This window comes from Paenibacillus sp. RC73, assembly GCF_044908085.1.
Classification (GTDB): Bacteria; Bacillota; Bacilli; order Paenibacillales; family Paenibacillaceae; genus Paenibacillus; species Paenibacillus terrae_A.
The window spans coordinates 254,104-269,858 of record NZ_JBIYCV010000003.1 but is presented as its reverse complement, the minus strand read 5'-3'; the positions used below and the strand labels follow the sequence as shown (position 1 = coordinate 269,858).

Below are 15,755 nucleotides of genomic sequence, written 5' to 3'. Positions count from 1 at the left end.
GGAACAGATCGTTACAGCTTAAAAATCAGCTGTCGCAATCTGGATCGTACCCGTAGCTGCTCCAGCTGCGGTAGTCTGAAGAGCGGCTACCAGTAGTAAAGCAACAGCCAACGTGAGACTGTTAGTTGGAGGGATAACATAAGTGATCACGGGTGCGTTGACACGAGTAACGACAAGATTGATCGGAGCCGGACCGTTATTATTAACGGTAATTGTAGCATTCGCGCCACCGTTCAGGTTTTCAAAGTATGATTTACCAATATTAGCAGCGAGAGAATAGAATTGCTGAGGTAATAGAATCGCCATAGGATTCACCTCCCTTGCGCTTGATAGTGTATTCTATGCTTCCAATCTATGAACGCAACGTCAACTGACTCAGCAATAATACACAAATTAACAGACTCATAGATTAGAGTCCCTATACACAGGCCAAAAAAGGGTTGCCTTCTCAGATCCTTTGCAGAACCTGATCGACAACCCCTTCTTAAATAAACGAAGAAATAACCTACATCATATATCGTTAAATGTTCTTCATTTTAACTCTACTGCACATGAATACTCACTTCCTGCGGACTAAAACGAGATGGCGCGGAAACCTTCACGCGGATATTGCCAGCCTCACCCTTCGTACGAATCCAGAACGCAATACGCCCACCAATTAGCGATAGGCTGGACGGACCGATTAATTCACCCGCTCCCTCGACCTCCACGGAAACCGGATCAGCATAGAACGGCAAGACGTTGCCGTATTCATCCAGAGCATCCACTACAACTCGCGTGACATCCCAATCTCCCGCTTCCAGCACTGTATCGTCGGCAGCTACACGCAGCTCCGTGGGTACGGGATTACGGGAATAGCGTCTGCGAACGACCTCTTGACCGTCCACGTACCCGATGAACACGGCATCTTCCCACTTCATGCCCCAGTGGCCTGTCAGCTCGTCGATGACGACGGGAGGATTCGGAAGCGCCGGATACTTTTCCTGGTTTGGACGATAGACGCCCTTGCGCTCGTCACCATAAATGAATTCCACCTCATCACAATTGGTGAACACAACCAGCGGCACAACGCCCCCGATGTTCCGTTCGCCACGTGACCAGTAAGTGACTGGCTCCAAAATGACTTCCTGCTCGACCCGCTTCTGACTGCGATACACGTTCGCTGCGAATTTGGGCAGGCGGAACATATCCATGACACCGTGGTAGCAGATTTTATCGCCAGAACCAAAATCCGCGTGGGTATTGTAGTCAAAAGCGCACCAGCCAATCGCACCAGCAATACCTTCATCGGCATAGGAGGCGTTCTGGACCCGCGTATGGCGCAGCGCGTGCTCCATTACCCGTTCCTCCTGATCAAAACGTTTGGTCGGATACATATGCCCGTTATATTCCGTCACCAGATAAGGGACTGGGTGATCCAGCTTCGTGACGAGGGAAGGCTGACGCAAGCCTGTCGTTTCGCCATCTACGCCTTCTGTATCGTCGTACGTATCGAAATTGCGAATTTCCTTCGCCAAATATTTTTTATGCCCACCGTCATGAACAAAATCGTTCATCGTATACACATCTTCCAGCAGCTCGCTGCCTACAATATAGCGCACGCCGCCAGTCGCACGAGTCGGATCAAGCTTGCGTGCAAGCTCATTAGTACGTGCGTACAGCTCATGATCATCCTGCGATTCATTAATCCGCACGCCCCAGATCACAATAGACGGATGATTACGATCACGGATAATCATGTCCTCTACATCCTTTACCGCCTGTTCCTTCCACGCTTCGCCGCCGATATGCTGCCAGCCCGGAATTTCCTCAAAAACGAGCAATCCGATCTCATCGCAACGGTCCAGGAAATGACGGGACTGCGGGTAATGCGATGTCCGCACCATATTCAGGCCCAATTCCTCTTTGAGTACATCGGCATCACGGCGCTGCGCTCTTTTCGGCATGGCATAGCCGACATACGGGTAAGACTGATGGCGGTTCAAGCCGAGCAGCTTGATCTTTCGCCCGTTCAGGTAAAATCCATCCGGCTGGAATTCGGCTTCGCGGAAGCCAAAGCGCACATTCAGCCGATCCAGCTCTTCCCCGTCTCTTAGCAGCGTCAGCTCTGCTTCATACAGCTTGGGATCATCTATATCCCAAAGCTGCAGGCCGCCCAGCTCGTTCAGTTCCAGCGTCACCTCCGCTGCCGCCACTGCTGTCGGCCCGGTCTCCGCCTTCACGTTCGCTCCGTCCAGCAGTCGCAGGGCAACCGTCAAATCGTTCTCCTGATCACCAATCCCCTCCAGCTCCAAGACCACGCGTACCGCCTTGCTTGCCGCAAGCGGCTCCGGTGTTTGGAGGAATACCGTGCCGAGATGCACAGGCTCGACAACTCGCAGCTGCACCTCGCGGTAAATACCACCGTAGGTCAGATAGTCAATAACTGCCCCAAAAGGAGGGATGTCATCCCGTTCCGTGGAATCGACAATGACCGTTAGCACGTTGGAGCCGCCATATTCCGCAAGTCCGGTCAATTCAATACTGAACGGCGTGTAGCCACCTTTATGCTCCCCCGCTTTTACCCCATTCAGATATATCTCCGCATAAGTCATGACCCCTTCAAAATCGACGTACACCCGTTTCCCCTTGGCATCCGTCGGAATGTCCAACTCCCTTTTATACGTGGAAACAAACTGAAACGCCTTGTCGTCAAAATAGTTATACGGCAGCTCTACATTGGTGTGTGGCAGCAGAATGGGCTCATACCGACTCGCATCAATTCCTGCGCTTATTTCGCTCTCAACATATTCAGGACGGTAAAACCACTGGTCATTCAACGGCAAAATGGTACGCATGGGCAGTCACCTCAACCTTTTATTTTCCAATCTGATACCATAGTAAAATATTCAAGTAAAAATAACGAGTAAAACTTAGTAAAATAAATATATTTTTAATGTAAGCATTTACAAAGTATTTGTCAATTCCGTTTTTTTCATCTGTCCATACAAAAAAACAGCCCCGGCATCCGGAGCTGTGAAGATCATGAAATACACAATGGAGCACATTTCTATATCGAAGCCGTAAACGGCGACGCACTGCTGTTACGAATCATCAGCTCGGTCGGAATGGTGACCTTGCGACCGACCTCATTTGGACCGTTGCGCACCGTATGCAGCAAGAGCTGAACGCCCGTTTCTCCCATCAATTCGGTATACGTCTTGACCGTCGTCAGCGACGGTGTCAAATATTCCGCTGTCGGAATATCATTGAAGCCGACGATTGAAATACGTTCAGGGACAGCAATTTGGTGCTGCTCCAGCGCCTTTAATACGCCAATCGCCACCGAATCGCTCGCAACAAAGAAGGCTGTAGGCAGGTTCCCTGGCCCCGCCAGAATGGCCGCTTCCATCGCACGAAAGCCGTCTGCCGCCGTTCCGCCGCACACATGAACGTCGTTCGACGTGCATAGCCCATGCTGCCCTTTATACCGCAAAAAGGTCTCATAGCGGGCATCCATCTCCGCCTGATCGGAATCATGGGCCTGCTCATCCTTACCCATGCCCACATAACCGATGTGGCGATGGCCCGCGTCCATCAAATAATCCAGCGCGTCCGCCGCAGCACGAGCGAGGTCAATGACGACATAGTCCGCCCCCGTACGCTCTACCGGGTGATCCAGAAAAACACAAGGAACAGGAAGCTCCAGCATACGCTCCACTTCCTTGCTGCTAAAGTGCCCGAGAACGATCAGCCCGTGCAGCTCTTCGGACAGTGTCTTTAGTGCGGACAGGTCTTCCCGCCGAAAAATGCGCTCCAATTGCGCTCCGCTCTGGCGGCATTCCTTTTCCACGCCGAATCGGATGGACAGATAATACGGGTCCTCCAGTTCCTGATACGCGCTAAACCAATGAACCATACCGAGCCGGATCGGCCCCTCGGCCTTTTTACGAGGCTGACGCCCGATACCGCCATTTTTACGTTTAACAGTCGTATATTTCATCCGTTCGGCAACTTCAAAAATTTTACGCCGCGTTTCCTCTGACACTGACAATGTTTCATCATAATTCAATACCCGAGAGACTGTTGATATGGAAACTTCCGCCTCCTGAGCAATATCTTTTAACGTAGGCATTGCATACTCCTTTGATGGTTTTACTCCATTTTTACGTTCTTTTACTGTTATCTTACTCGTCGTCTCTGTACAACACAAGCTGTCGTTTTAGAAGGTTAAGCCAAATTTTTCATATAACAAGTCCAATCATGATAAAATATGGTTCATATCAGAAATGACACCAAGGAGGATATACGTATGAAACAGGAACTGATTGAACGCCTGACCACTTATGTTCAGGTAGATACCCAAGCCGATGAAAGCAGCAATACTTGCCCAACCACGCCCGGACAGCTCACACTGGGCAACCTGCTGGTCAACGAACTGAAAGCCATTGGTATGGCGGACATAACTATGGACGACAACGGTTATGTCATGGCAACCCTTCCTTCCAATACGGATAAAGAAGTTCCGGTTATCGGCTTTTTGGCCCATCTCGATACCGCTACCGAAATGACTGGCGCAGGGGTAAAGCCTCAATTGATTGAAAACTATGATGGGGGCGACATTACGCTGAATACGTCGCTGGGTGTGACACTCTCTCCGCGCGAGTTTCCCGAGCTGCCTCAATATAAAGGTCACACCCTGATCACAACGGACGGTACCACATTGCTTGGTGCAGATAACAAAGCCGGGATCGCAGAAATTATGACAGCCATACATTATCTGCTGGATCACCCGAAGATCCAGCACGGCAAGATTCGCGTCGCATTTACACCGGACGAGGAGATTGGAAGAGGACCGGAACGGTTTGATGTAGCTGCTTTTGGTGCTGAATATGCGTATACAGTGGATGGTGGACCGCTTGGAGAACTGGAATATGAAAGCTTCAACGCCGCAGCCGCCCATATTACTATTCATGGCGTTAATGTCCATCCTGGTACAGCCAAAAACAAAATGATTAACGCCGTCAAAATTGCCATGGAGCTGAACGGACGATTGCCGGCGAATGAAGCTCCGGAATACACGGACGGATACGATGGCTTTTATCATTTGCTGGAATTTGAGGGTACGGTAGAACAAGCCAAACTGTACTATATCATCCGTGATTTTGATCGTGAAAGCTTTGAAAACCGGAAGGCTTACTTAACGAACGTGGTGAAAGAGCTGCAAGCCGCATATGGAGAAAACCGTATCGTTCTGGAGCTGAGAGATCAGTATTACAACATGAAGGAGAAAATCGAGCCCGTCAAGCACATCGTGGATGTTGCCCATGAAGCGATGACAAAGCTGGGCATTGATCCGATCATCAAGCCGATTCGCGGCGGTACAGATGGTTCACAGCTGTCCTATATGGGACTGCCTACACCGAATATTTTTACAGGTGGGGAGAACTACCACGGCAAATTCGAGTATGTCTCTGTGGACAACATGGTGCTTGCAACCAAGGTCATTGTCGAAATCGTACAATTATTCGAACAGCGCGGCGAGTGAACCGATTACAAGAAGCTTTTGCATCATCATAAAACGAAAGGGCACATCATTTCCTTGCTGGAAACGGTGTGCCTTTTTTCTGAAACTCTCATACTCGTTAAAATTTTCAGTACTTTTATTACTTTTATCATTCTAAAGACCGATAATAAATATATAACTATAAAAAATATATTTAGTAAAGAAAGGTAGGTAATCTATTTGAATACAGTAGATGCATTAATTGCATCCATTTCCTACATACAACAGATTATGCGTGAGAAGGTAACCCTTTGCCTCTTTGACCGTACTCATGTACTGGCTTATAGCGAGTCGGAGGGGATGGAGCTCGGCTTTGAAGTCGGCTCAGAGCTGCTCAAGGGCTACCAAAATTTTTCCATGCTTAAAAATGGGCGTGAGCCCAGCCTGACCCACGTTCCTGCTGAACTGCTGGGGTATCCTCTTGATATGGTCAGTATTCCTGTGTTTGACGAAAATGGCGAGGTCGTTGCAGCATTTGCTGCTTCCTATAATTTGACTAACAAGAATCAGTTGGATCAAATCGTCACTGAGAACCTTTCCATCACCGAGCATCTCATTGACATGGTGCAGCATGTAGCAGCGCATTCCGAGGAGCTACAGGCTACCAGTGAGCAGATTTTGAAGAATACCCAAATTGCCGTACAAAACTCGGGTAAAATCAATCAGGTCGCTGTATTCATCAAAGAAATCTCCGACCAAACCAACCTGCTTGGATTAAATGCTGCCATTGAAGCGGCACGTGTCGGAGAAGCAGGAGCAGGCTTTGGTATCGTCGCTCAAGAAGTGCGTAAGCTCTCGGTAGAATCCAAAAAAGCGACAGTTGACATTGAAGCGGCTCTCAAGGATGTACAAAACTCCGTTCGTCAGATGGAAGAGGAAATTGAGCAAATTGTTGCTTCTTCGCAGGAGCAAGCGACGCTCGTAAACTCTTTTACCGAAATAATGGAGCGTATGCAACAAGCGAGTGAAACGATGCAGCATCTGGCGAAGAACTTGACTTCCTATATCGTAAAATAACATAGTTTACACATGAGGAGTTTGCAAAATCCTGACATGAAAAAGGGAGCCACTTATCGCATCATTTCACATGCGTTAAAGTACGCTCCCTTTATTTACAAAATCCCTGCCGGGACTTATCAATCCAATCAAGTTTAAACAGTAACAGAGAACACCCCATGATTGGCAGGATTCACGGGGTCTAGCTCACCCAGTACAGTTCCCGCCGGAATCACAATACTAAGAAACACCAAGACCATAGTTACCGAGATTAAAGCCTTTTTCATTATGAAGCCCCCTTAATAAAATGGTTTGATATTGCTCTTGCTGTGACGATGTTGCCAAATCTCGATAAGCCTCAAACAGAGCGACCAGTGTCCTGAAATCGGCATCTGCTTCTACACTAACAGAGAATTGCAGAGAAGCAAGGACATAATTTAACGCAACCGTGTACTGCTCCTGTTTGAAATAATAAATGGCTAATTGGTTAACCAGCTTTAAATAATATACGCGGTTTCCTCTATCTTCATAACCTTCAAATATCTCAATATCATGGGCAAAGTCATTCAGCAGATCGTCAATATTCCAATTATTCAAATTAGCTGCTTCGGCAATACCGACCAATCCTGGAAGCAGTTCCTCATCATTGGCGTGAAGAAATTGAACATATTCGGGCAGAAGCTCCCGTTTTCCCGAAAGCAATTCAATCGTGTACAGGTTGGCCTTGGCGAGAAAACGAAATCTTTCCACTTCTTCATGGCCGCTCTCATCCAGCCCCATAAACCAACCCATTTCGCCGTACTTCATAATATATTCTCTGGCTTCTTGATACTTACCCTTATTCTGAAAATAAATAGATTTAGCCAAATAACTGTATGCATAATAAAATACCAATGGATGTTTGGTATTCAATATCTCGTGCTTGCCGTCCGCAGCATTTCTCAGTTGGATGTGATACAGGCTTTCAGCCAAAGCATGCAGATAGTCTGCAACCTTGTTCGCTTCATCCCAATCGTTATGTGTGTAGCTGATTCTAAACAACTCACAAGCCTTGTCGAGTTCGTGGCTGTCCGACAACAAATAAATAGCTTCCCTTTGATTCAGGACCTCTTCCACTAAAACCCGCCTCCCTATCCTGAAAATGACGTTTACCCATGTATTCTCATCAGGAGCATCCGCGTTGTCATTCCTCTAGCATACCAGTATATTACAAATATAGACAAAAGCTAACTTGAAGTCAATTCAATCATAGATATGCAGTTTCTTTTGCAACCTAACATAGTCATGTATGGTTTATAGCCGATGAATAAATGAATCCTGCTATAGAAATAATCCATAACAAAGATGTGAATCAGGCCCTCCAAAGGAGGTCAAAAAGAAGTCATAGTATCGTCAGGGTAACTACGTTACGAAATAGTGCGTACTTTTCAATCGGATACCGGGGGCTTACAATCAAACCTGTGCATGAAACCAAAGTATTCACAGCACTCAACAGAGCATGTACCTGTTCATCCAATACAAATTCACTAAAGGAGTGAAGTTAATAACATGGAACTTCAATTGGCTTTAGACTTAGTAGATATCCCGCAAGGCATTGCATTGGTAAAAGAAGTAGAATCGTATATTGATATCGTAGAAATCGGTACGCCGATTGTCATTAATGAAGGACTTCATGCGGTAAAAGCAATGAAAGAAGCATTCCCGAATCTGAAAGTGCTGGCTGACCTGAAAGTTATGGATGCAGGCGGTTACGAAGTGATGAAAGCTTCCGAAGCTGGCGCAGATATCGTTACGATTCTGGCTGTAGCTGAAGATGCAACGATCAAAGGTGCGGTAGAAGAAGCGAAAAAACAAGGCGGCAAAAAAATCCTGGTGGACATGATCGGTGTTAAAAACCTGGAGCAACGCGCGAAAGAAATCGACGCTCTCGGCGTAGACTACATCTGCGTGCATACAGGCTACGATCTGCAAGCTGAAGGACAAAGCCCGTTCGAAGCACTGCAAACGGTTAAAAAAGTCGTGAAAAACTCCAAAACAGCGGTTGCTGGCGGCATTAAGCTGAGCACACTGGCTGAGGTAGTTAAGGCTCAACCGGATCTGGTTATTGTGGGCGGCGGGATCACTGGCGAGGACGACAAAAAAGCCGTTGCTTCCCAAATGCAGCAGCTCATTAAACAAGGTTAATTCCAATGGAAACCTCTCAATATTTATCCGAGGTGCTCAAGGAGCTGCAATGGGTTCCACAGCTAGTCAGTGATGAGGAATCAGAGCAACTGATCCAGTCCATTGCCTCAGCGAATAAGGTGTTTGTCGCAGGCGCAGGCCGTTCCGGGTTCATGATCCGTTCGCTGGCGATGCGGCTGATGCATATGGGTGTTCAGGCTTATGTGGTCGGGGAAACGGTAACTCCCGGCTTGGGCGAAGGCGACTTGCTGATTATCGGTTCAGGCTCTGGTGAAACCAAAAGTCTGACCTCGATGGCAGAAAAGGCGAAAAAGCTGGGGGCTTCTCTGGCACTTCTGACCACTTCCCCTGGATCGACCATTGGCAAGCTGGCTGATATTATCGTCAAGCTTCCAGGCGCACCCAAGGACCCATCCAACAAGGATTACCAAACCATTCAGCCCATGGGTTCACTATTTGAGCAAACCTTGCTGCTGTATGGCGATGCATTGGTGCTCAAAACGATGGAGCTACGCAAGCTGACTTCTGAATCTATGTTTGGTCAACACGCCAATCTGGAGTAGAGTCGCTATACTTTTACGATAACCAGGCAGGCCGTCTTTTACATGTCACATGAACATACGAAGACGGCCTGTTTTTCTGCGCTATAAAGTCGGAAGGTCCATCGCTTTACTATGCTGCTATTCGTTTCTCCCCGCAGGCAAGGGTGGTACTTTGGACGGGTCAACAAGCGCCCAATAGGCATATTTGGCCTTTAACCGTTCGTCGAACAGCAGCGGCTTATCCAGCCGGGCAATCGGGAACATACTGAGCCACGTATTTCCATCATCCGTACCCCAAATCGTCACATTACTGATATGCTCCTGCTGCCTTGAAAACATATCGAACAACGCCCGATAGCGGTAAGCCTGCCGGATCAGCATGGCTTCAGGTATCGTTTCGTAGCGATCTGTATCATTAGAATACAGGCCCATATCCAGCTCCGTAATCTGATTATCCAGGCCGAGCGAAGCAAACTTTTCAATGGACTGCTCAATCTCGCCAACAGCAGGAAACTCCAGTCGGATATGTGATTGGTGACCTACGCCATCGATCGGTACACCTTTAGCGAGCAAATCACGCACTAAATTGTATAGAAAATCCCGTTTCTTCGGTTCATGCGTGTTGTAATCGTTAATGAACAGTCGGGCGTTCGGACCTGCCGCTTCCCTCGTGACACGGAATGCTTTGTCAATATAATCCGTGCCGGTAATCTGATACCACTTGCTGCGGCGCATACCGTCCGGCTGGTCGGGATCAATGACTTCATTCACCACATCCCAGTCGGTGATTGCATTTTTATAACGGGCTGCAACAGCACGAATATGCGTCTCCAGCCGATCCAGCAAAAGCTTTTTATTTTCCGCGGTCGGTGTCATCGGCTGTCCATTCTTATCCTTAAACATCCAGTCCCCGGTCTGGTTATGCCACACCAGTGTATGGAAACGGATAGCAATCCCATGCTGCTGTGCAAATTGCACAATCCGGTCTGCTTCTTCCCAATGGAACTGTCCTTCGGACGGCTGCAAGGAGATCGGCTTCATCGCATTTCCGGCGGCGACGCTGTTAAAATGCTTCTGCACCAGTTCCCCGTAAGCCCCTTCTGTCTGGAAAGCTTCAATAGCCGTACCGAGGCTGAACTGTCCCTGATACAATCCATGCAAAGAGGGAATGTCCTTCTCAATAGCCAGCGGCGGCACAAGCGACAGCTCGAAATCATCCATGTAAAAGGAAGCCTTACCTTCTGCCGTTTCAAAATACATAGAGACGGTATCTGCCTCATGCGCGAGAGTATACGTTCCGGACAAATGCGTCCATCCCCCAGTTGTGATAGCCGTGTTGCCTACCACAGTTTCATACGTACTTTCACCTTGATGATCGCGCTGCACGCTGAGCCGCACCTTGGCAGGCTGCTGCTCGCTCGGTGCCAGCTTTACCCAAGCGCTGACCATGTAACGGCTGCCTTTTTGCACCGTAGCAGTCACGTCCAGCTTTGGCCCGGCATATGTTTGTTGTCTGCCTGTCGTCAACAGACTGTACGATCCGGTTCGTGCATCGACATTCGACACCTGCACCGTCTCGGTACCCATACGGGATACCCAGCCTTGAGCCGTACCATCTTCGAAACCGGATACGATACCACTTGTCGGCTCCGTTGGCGTTTCTGATACCTGCCTGATTTCCACCTCATCCAGATAATAGGCCTGCGCGGGATTCGAGCTTTCCACATACAGCTTCAATGCATCCATCCCCCCGGTGAACGTATATGTTCCTTGAAGTTTGACCCACGATGTATCCATCGTCTCCTTCTGCGCAATCGTTTTCCATGTCGTAGCCCCGCCTGTCGGCTGCTGCTCCATCGTAAACTTAATCAAGCTCGGCGTCGTAGAATTGCCGTCCAGCTTCACATAGCCGCTAATCTCATATTCCACACCCGGCTGCAACAGCGACTTCACAGCCAACTCCGCACCGTTCCAAACCTCCGTGCGAGCGGTTACCTTCAGGCTGTGTACGCTGCCATATGCAGCTTCTGAGACGGATGCGATTTGGGTATAAGTCCCTCGAGGCTTCCAGCCCTCACCGTTGCCTTGCTCAAATCCATACGTCCCGATGGTCTTATTCACACTTCCAGTCGGCAGAACCGTATCCGCAACTGGCGGGGAATGTTCCACAGTTGGGGTCGCCTCCGCTACAGACGGGCCCCACCACCCCACTGGCAATAACAGCACCCCGACCAGCACCAGACCAAAAGATTTGTACAAAAATGACCTCAACACAATCCCTCCCATGCCCATATTTTCAAAATATAAGAAAGTGAGTTTCACACATTTCCGGTCCTTGCTTATCCCTTGACACCACCCAAAGTCATACCCTTCACAAAATATTTTTGCAAAAAAGGGTAAACTAAAATAATAGGCACAGACGCCACAATCGTCATCGTGGCACGAATGGAAGTAGGAGTGACCGACTTCGCCAGATTTTCCGAGCCTGCGAATTGGCTGGCATAATCCTGAGCGTTCACGGACGTGTTGGAATTTTGCAATATTTTCATCAGCTCATACTGGAGGGTGCTCCACTGCTCATACGACGAATTGTACAAAAATACATCGAACCAGGAGTTCCATTGCGCCACCGCCGTGAACAGCGACACCGTTGCCAGCACCGGGACACACAGCGGCAAAACGATACGCATAAAAGTCGCAAATTCGCCCGCCCCATCTATACGCGCCGACTCCAAAATCCCTTCCGGTAAGCCTTCAATAAAGGAGCGAATCACAATCACATTGAACACCCCGATCAGCCCAGGCACGATATACACCCAGAAGCTTCCAAGCATCCCCAGCTCACGAATCAGGAGAAAGTTTGGAATCAATCCACCGTTAAAATACATCGTCAAAATAAAAGCAATCGAGACAAATTTGCGCAGCACATACTCCGGCCGACTGATCGTATACGCCACCATCGCACAACAAAACACCGAGGTCACCGTACCCGTCACCGTACGCAGCACAGAAATTAACGTGGCATGAAAAATCGTCGCTTCCTTGAATATAAATTCGTAATTACTCCACGTAAATTCACGCGGCCACAAATAAATACCACCCCGAATCGAATCATTCGCTTCATTCAGCGAAACCGCCAGCGTATTCAAAAATGGATACAGCGTGAACACCATCAGACATAGCATAAATACAATATTGCACGCATCAAACATCCGATCCGATGGCGCCCGAAACCGCCCATGCAACGCTTTTCCTTTGCCCATAACTCCCTCTCCTTTCTAAAAAATAGCTTAAGCACTCTAGTTCGATTAATTGTTATTGGAGCTGTTGGTACTGTTATTTGGAACGGTTATATGAGTAGTTAGATGTGTGGCAATTTGAGTGGATTATTGGGGATTATTATCTCTATTAGAAGTTGTAATTCAGTTCGTCCATAAGGCCTTGGTAAGGTCCGCGAAGCGGCCTGTTAAAAATCCACTGACCTGCACCTGTAATATGCATGAACACGCACCTTCTGTTATCACCACCACTAGCTCAGTCCTAAAAACAAGCGATAGCGAAGCTGAGCCATCCATCATGACGCAGTTACCCAAGGGAGCGCGAGCACGCGCCTTCCCTCAAGTTCTCCCCTGCTACCACTCTCAGTTCTTAAAAAAAGTGACTTTATGGCGGGTAGCAGCGGAGCGGGCAGAATTGTTCTGAAGAAGCGGCAGCGGTCGGAAGAACAATCTGCACGCGAAGCGACGATACACCCTCCCCATAACTCACTCTTTTCTCAGAACAACCTCTCCTCCCCTAACCGCTTCGCAATATGATTGGCGCTAAATAGTAAAATAAAGCTGACTACTGTTTTAAACATCCCGGCAGCAATCGAAAGCGAGAAGTTACCCATCTGAATACCATATTTCAGTACAAAAATATCCAGATTTTCCGAGTAATCCACGTTCATGCCGTTACCCAATAAATATTGCGGCTCAAAGCCCGATTCCAGCAGGTTGCCGATGTTCATAATGAGCAGGATGATGAACACAGGCTTTAATCCTGGCAAGGTCACATGCCAAATCCGCTGAAAACGCCCGGCTCCGTCCATCTCAGCCGCCTCATACTGTGACGGATCAATCATCGTCATCGCGGCCAAATAAATGATGGTGTTCCAGCCGACATTTTTCCATACTTCCGATGCACCGAGAATGCCCCAGAAATAGCTTCCCTCGCCCAGCCACAGGATAGGCTCCTTGATCAGCCCCAGCCACATCAGCACCTCATTGACAATGCCGCCATCCGCAGACAGCGCCGTACTGATAATGCTCGCCGCGACGACCCACGAAATAAAATGCGGCAAGTAGCTGACCGTCTGCACCACTCGCTTGAATACGATCTGACGAAGCTCATTCAGCAAAATTGCCAATATTATAGCAGTTACAAAGCCCAGCACCAGATTAATGAAGCTCATCGCCAGCGTATTGCGCATCACCCGCAGAAAGTGTTCATCCTGAAACAGAAAACGGAAATGCTTCAACCCAACCCACTGCTGATCGAGCAGCTTACGGGCAGGCTTAAAATCCTGAAAAGCAATCGTCCAGCCCCAGATAGGCAAATATTTGAAAATAAACAACCAGATTAAAAAAGGGATGGACATCCATACCAGTGCCCGCTGCTGGTTCAGCTTGTGCATAAATCCGCTAAAGCCAGTTCGCCGTGAGGGCGGCAAATGGCTCTGTGAGGTCGTGACAGGTGCCGTGTTGCCCATAGCTGCTTCCTCCTTTATTTTTTACCAGCAGTTTCGATTTTTTTGGCAACCTCCTTCGTAATCAGCTCCTCATACTCCTTCACATCCAGCTTGATGAATTCAGTAGTGTACTCATTCCAAATCGCCTCAAACTGCCCCGGTGCAGACAGCACTAAACGTGGGAAATATTTGCGTTGCAGGTCGCCCTTCTTTTGCTGGAAGAGCTGCGCAGGTGAGCCTTGGGCAATCGGGATACTCCAAGCCGGATACCATGGGCGCTTGTCTGGGGCAGAAAACATTTGCGAGAAGGACTCTACACCATAGGCTTTTAGCAGCTTTTTATCTCCCTCCGTGTAGGACATACGCGCAACCTCAGGCTGCCGCCCCGGGCCAACCGAGTTACCATCAGGCAGGGAAGAACCGTTGCCATATCGCGGCCAATTGTATTCAAAATATTTGAACCCGAATGTCTCGCGGAACGCATCCTTACCAGTCTCAGTAATCTGCTTCTCAGTACGATAAAAGCGTCCCTTTTCATCTACCTCATAGGTCTCGCCCTTGATTCCCCAGTTGGATAACACCTGATTTTCATCTGTCAGCAGGTTGTCAAAAAATTGGATCATACGCACCGGGTCCTTGGCGCTAACCGTAATTCCAATGCCCCGGTTATTAATGAATGATGGAGGATCAAGATACTGATCCTTAATATTTTGATCGTACACAACGGGCAAAGCCACATATTCCAGATCGTCATTACCTGATTGCTTGGAAGCTTCCTGAAGATTACTCAACGCCTGCCCCGCCTGCCAGCGATAATCGAAGAAGCCAAGCACCTTGCCCGAAGTCAGCTTCGCCAAATATTGATCGTAATTGTCCACAAAGGACGATTTATCGAACAGGCTCTCTGTGTTGAGCTGATTCAGCTCTTTCAGATACCGTTTAGTGATGTCCTCATCTCCGTAATCCGTGGCCTGGTGCGATTGCATATCAATAATCGTGCCGCCATCGTTTGGATAGCCTGCCAGATGCATCGGCGCGTTCGTAAAAGCAAAAAATTTATCCTGCGTTGTTAACGCCAAGTATCCGGTCAATCCTTCGCCTGCATGCTTTTTCGCATAGTTGCGAATCAGAACCACATATTCGTCGAACGTTTTAATTTTTGGATATCCCGCTTCTTTCAACACCCTGCGTTGCACCCAAAAAGCTCCCTGCTCAATATTGGGCGCGGGCAAATAATCGCCTATCACCGCACTGAGCGGCAAAAAATAAATGTTCCCGTCCTCCGCCTTCATCAGGTTGTAATAAGGTCCGTATACGCGCTTGATATTCGGTCCATATCTGTCAATCAGGTCATTGAGGGGAATGAAAGCTCCGGCATCCAGCAGCTTATCAATCGTGCCCTCAGGTACAAGTGCGTCCGGGTAATCATTACTGGCAATGAACGTACCGATCTTCGTGTTGGCATCCCCCACCAAATGCTCCAGCTTCCAGTTTACCCCCGTCTGATCCTCCAATATTTTGCCGATCCGCGTCTCATTCGTGTTCATGTCCTTGCCCGAGTTAGCGTTAAAATACGTAAAGGTCACCTTTTCCTTGCTATCTCCCGGCGCAGGCTCCTTGCCCGAGCTTCCTGAGCAGGCAGCGATCATAGATGCCATCATGACCATAACTAGACTGATGATCCCGAACCTTTTGCTTGTCATGTCAGACTTCCCCTTTCAGCCTCTTTTGTCGGTTGTGTGTGAACATTGTACGGACA

12 protein-coding genes are annotated in these 15,755 nt (G+C 48.4%); 4 read left to right on the top strand and 8 right to left on the bottom strand.

What is annotated here, in order from left to right; genetic code table 11:
- Positions 1-18: 18 nt before the first annotated feature.
- From ABH897_RS08060 to ABH897_RS08050, 3 genes are all read right to left on the bottom strand, one after another.
- On the bottom strand, positions 19-306 hold the full coding sequence (locus tag ABH897_RS08060; protein WP_044644281.1) for a hypothetical protein: 288 nt from the start codon (positions 304-306) through the stop codon (positions 19-21).
- A 236-nt stretch (positions 307-542) separates the two neighbouring features.
- Positions 543-2,837, bottom strand: coding sequence for a glycoside hydrolase family 2 protein (locus ABH897_RS08055; RefSeq protein ID WP_404520453.1), 2,295 nt, complete (start codon positions 2,835-2,837; stop codon positions 543-545).
- 212 nt (positions 2,838-3,049) lie between these two features.
- On the bottom strand, positions 3,050-4,114 hold the full coding sequence (locus ABH897_RS08050) for a LacI family DNA-binding transcriptional regulator (RefSeq protein WP_404520454.1): 1,065 nt from the start codon (positions 4,112-4,114) through the stop codon (positions 3,050-3,052).
- A gap of 177 nt (positions 4,115-4,291) precedes the next feature.
- On the opposite strand from ABH897_RS08050, the gene pepT reads away from it, so the two are divergent.
- Both pepT and ABH897_RS08040 read left to right on the top strand, forming a co-directional pair.
- Complete coding sequence (gene pepT, locus ABH897_RS08045) at positions 4,292-5,527, top strand: peptidase T (protein WP_404520455.1); 1,236 nt, start codon at positions 4,292-4,294, stop codon at positions 5,525-5,527.
- Between the two features lie 198 nt (positions 5,528-5,725).
- The gene (locus tag ABH897_RS08040) at positions 5,726-6,562 is read left to right on the top strand and encodes a methyl-accepting chemotaxis protein (protein WP_283653772.1); all 837 of its coding nucleotides are present in this window, start codon (positions 5,726-5,728) and stop codon (positions 6,560-6,562) included.
- A 219-nt stretch (positions 6,563-6,781) separates the two neighbouring features.
- Here the strand turns inward: ABH897_RS08040 and ABH897_RS08035 are convergent, their stop codons facing one another.
- Complete coding sequence (locus ABH897_RS08035) at positions 6,782-7,657, bottom strand: DNA-binding protein (RefSeq protein ID WP_283653773.1); 876 nt, start codon at positions 7,655-7,657, stop codon at positions 6,782-6,784.
- 432 nt (positions 7,658-8,089) lie between these two features.
- On the opposite strand from ABH897_RS08035, the gene hxlA reads away from it, so the two are divergent.
- Both hxlA and hxlB read left to right on the top strand, forming a co-directional pair.
- Positions 8,090-8,725, top strand: coding sequence for a 3-hexulose-6-phosphate synthase (hxlA, locus tag ABH897_RS08030; protein WP_044644275.1), 636 nt, complete (start codon positions 8,090-8,092; stop codon positions 8,723-8,725).
- Between the two features lie 5 nt (positions 8,726-8,730).
- A complete protein-coding gene (gene hxlB / locus ABH897_RS08025; protein WP_283653774.1) occupies positions 8,731-9,288 on the top strand; it encodes a 6-phospho-3-hexuloisomerase in 558 nt (185 codons plus the stop codon).
- A 117-nt stretch (positions 9,289-9,405) separates the two neighbouring features.
- On the opposite strand, the gene ABH897_RS08020 is transcribed toward hxlB, so the two are convergent.
- The 4 genes from ABH897_RS08020 to ABH897_RS08005 form a co-directional block, all read right to left on the bottom strand.
- Complete coding sequence (locus tag ABH897_RS08020) at positions 9,406-11,553, bottom strand: endo-1,4-beta-xylanase (protein WP_283658044.1); 2,148 nt, start codon at positions 11,551-11,553, stop codon at positions 9,406-9,408.
- A gap of 53 nt (positions 11,554-11,606) precedes the next feature.
- A complete protein-coding gene (locus tag ABH897_RS08015) occupies positions 11,607-12,530 on the bottom strand; it encodes a carbohydrate ABC transporter permease (protein ID WP_283653776.1) in 924 nt (307 codons plus the stop codon).
- Between the two features lie 512 nt (positions 12,531-13,042).
- A complete protein-coding gene (locus tag ABH897_RS08010; protein WP_283653777.1) occupies positions 13,043-14,017 on the bottom strand; it encodes an ABC transporter permease in 975 nt (324 codons plus the stop codon).
- Positions 14,018-14,031: 14 nt separating this feature from the next.
- Positions 14,032-15,699 (bottom strand): ABC transporter substrate-binding protein, encoded by a 1,668-nt coding sequence (locus ABH897_RS08005; protein ID WP_404520461.1) that lies wholly within the window; start codon positions 15,697-15,699, stop codon positions 14,032-14,034.
- Positions 15,700-15,755: the final 56 nt, after the last annotated feature.

What these genes read in the sequence shown, in the direction of transcription:
- ABH897_RS08060 (WP_044644281.1), bottom strand. Translation starts at nt 306, where the DNA reads ATGGCGATTCTATTACCTCAGCAATTCTATTCTCTCGCTGCTAATATT.
- ABH897_RS08055 (WP_404520453.1), bottom strand. Translation starts at nt 2,837, where the DNA reads ATGCGTACCATTTTGCCGTTGAATGACCAGTGGTTTTACCGTCCTGAA.
- ABH897_RS08050 (WP_404520454.1), bottom strand. Translation starts at nt 4,114, where the DNA reads ATGCCTACGTTAAAAGATATTGCTCAGGAGGCGGAAGTTTCCATATCA.
- pepT (WP_404520455.1), top strand. Translation starts at nt 4,292, where the DNA reads ATGAAACAGGAACTGATTGAACGCCTGACCACTTATGTTCAGGTAGAT.
- hxlA (WP_044644275.1), top strand. Translation starts at nt 8,090, where the DNA reads ATGGAACTTCAATTGGCTTTAGACTTAGTAGATATCCCGCAAGGCATT.
- hxlB (WP_283653774.1), top strand. Translation starts at nt 8,731, where the DNA reads ATGGAAACCTCTCAATATTTATCCGAGGTGCTCAAGGAGCTGCAATGG.
- ABH897_RS08020 (WP_283658044.1), bottom strand. Translation starts at nt 11,553, where the DNA reads ATGGGAGGGATTGTGTTGAGGTCATTTTTGTACAAATCTTTTGGTCTG.
- ABH897_RS08015 (WP_283653776.1), bottom strand. Translation starts at nt 12,530, where the DNA reads ATGGGCAAAGGAAAAGCGTTGCATGGGCGGTTTCGGGCGCCATCGGAT.
- ABH897_RS08010 (WP_283653777.1), bottom strand. Translation starts at nt 14,017, where the DNA reads ATGGGCAACACGGCACCTGTCACGACCTCACAGAGCCATTTGCCGCCC.
- ABH897_RS08005 (WP_404520461.1), bottom strand. Translation starts at nt 15,699, where the DNA reads ATGACAAGCAAAAGGTTCGGGATCATCAGTCTAGTTATGGTCATGATG.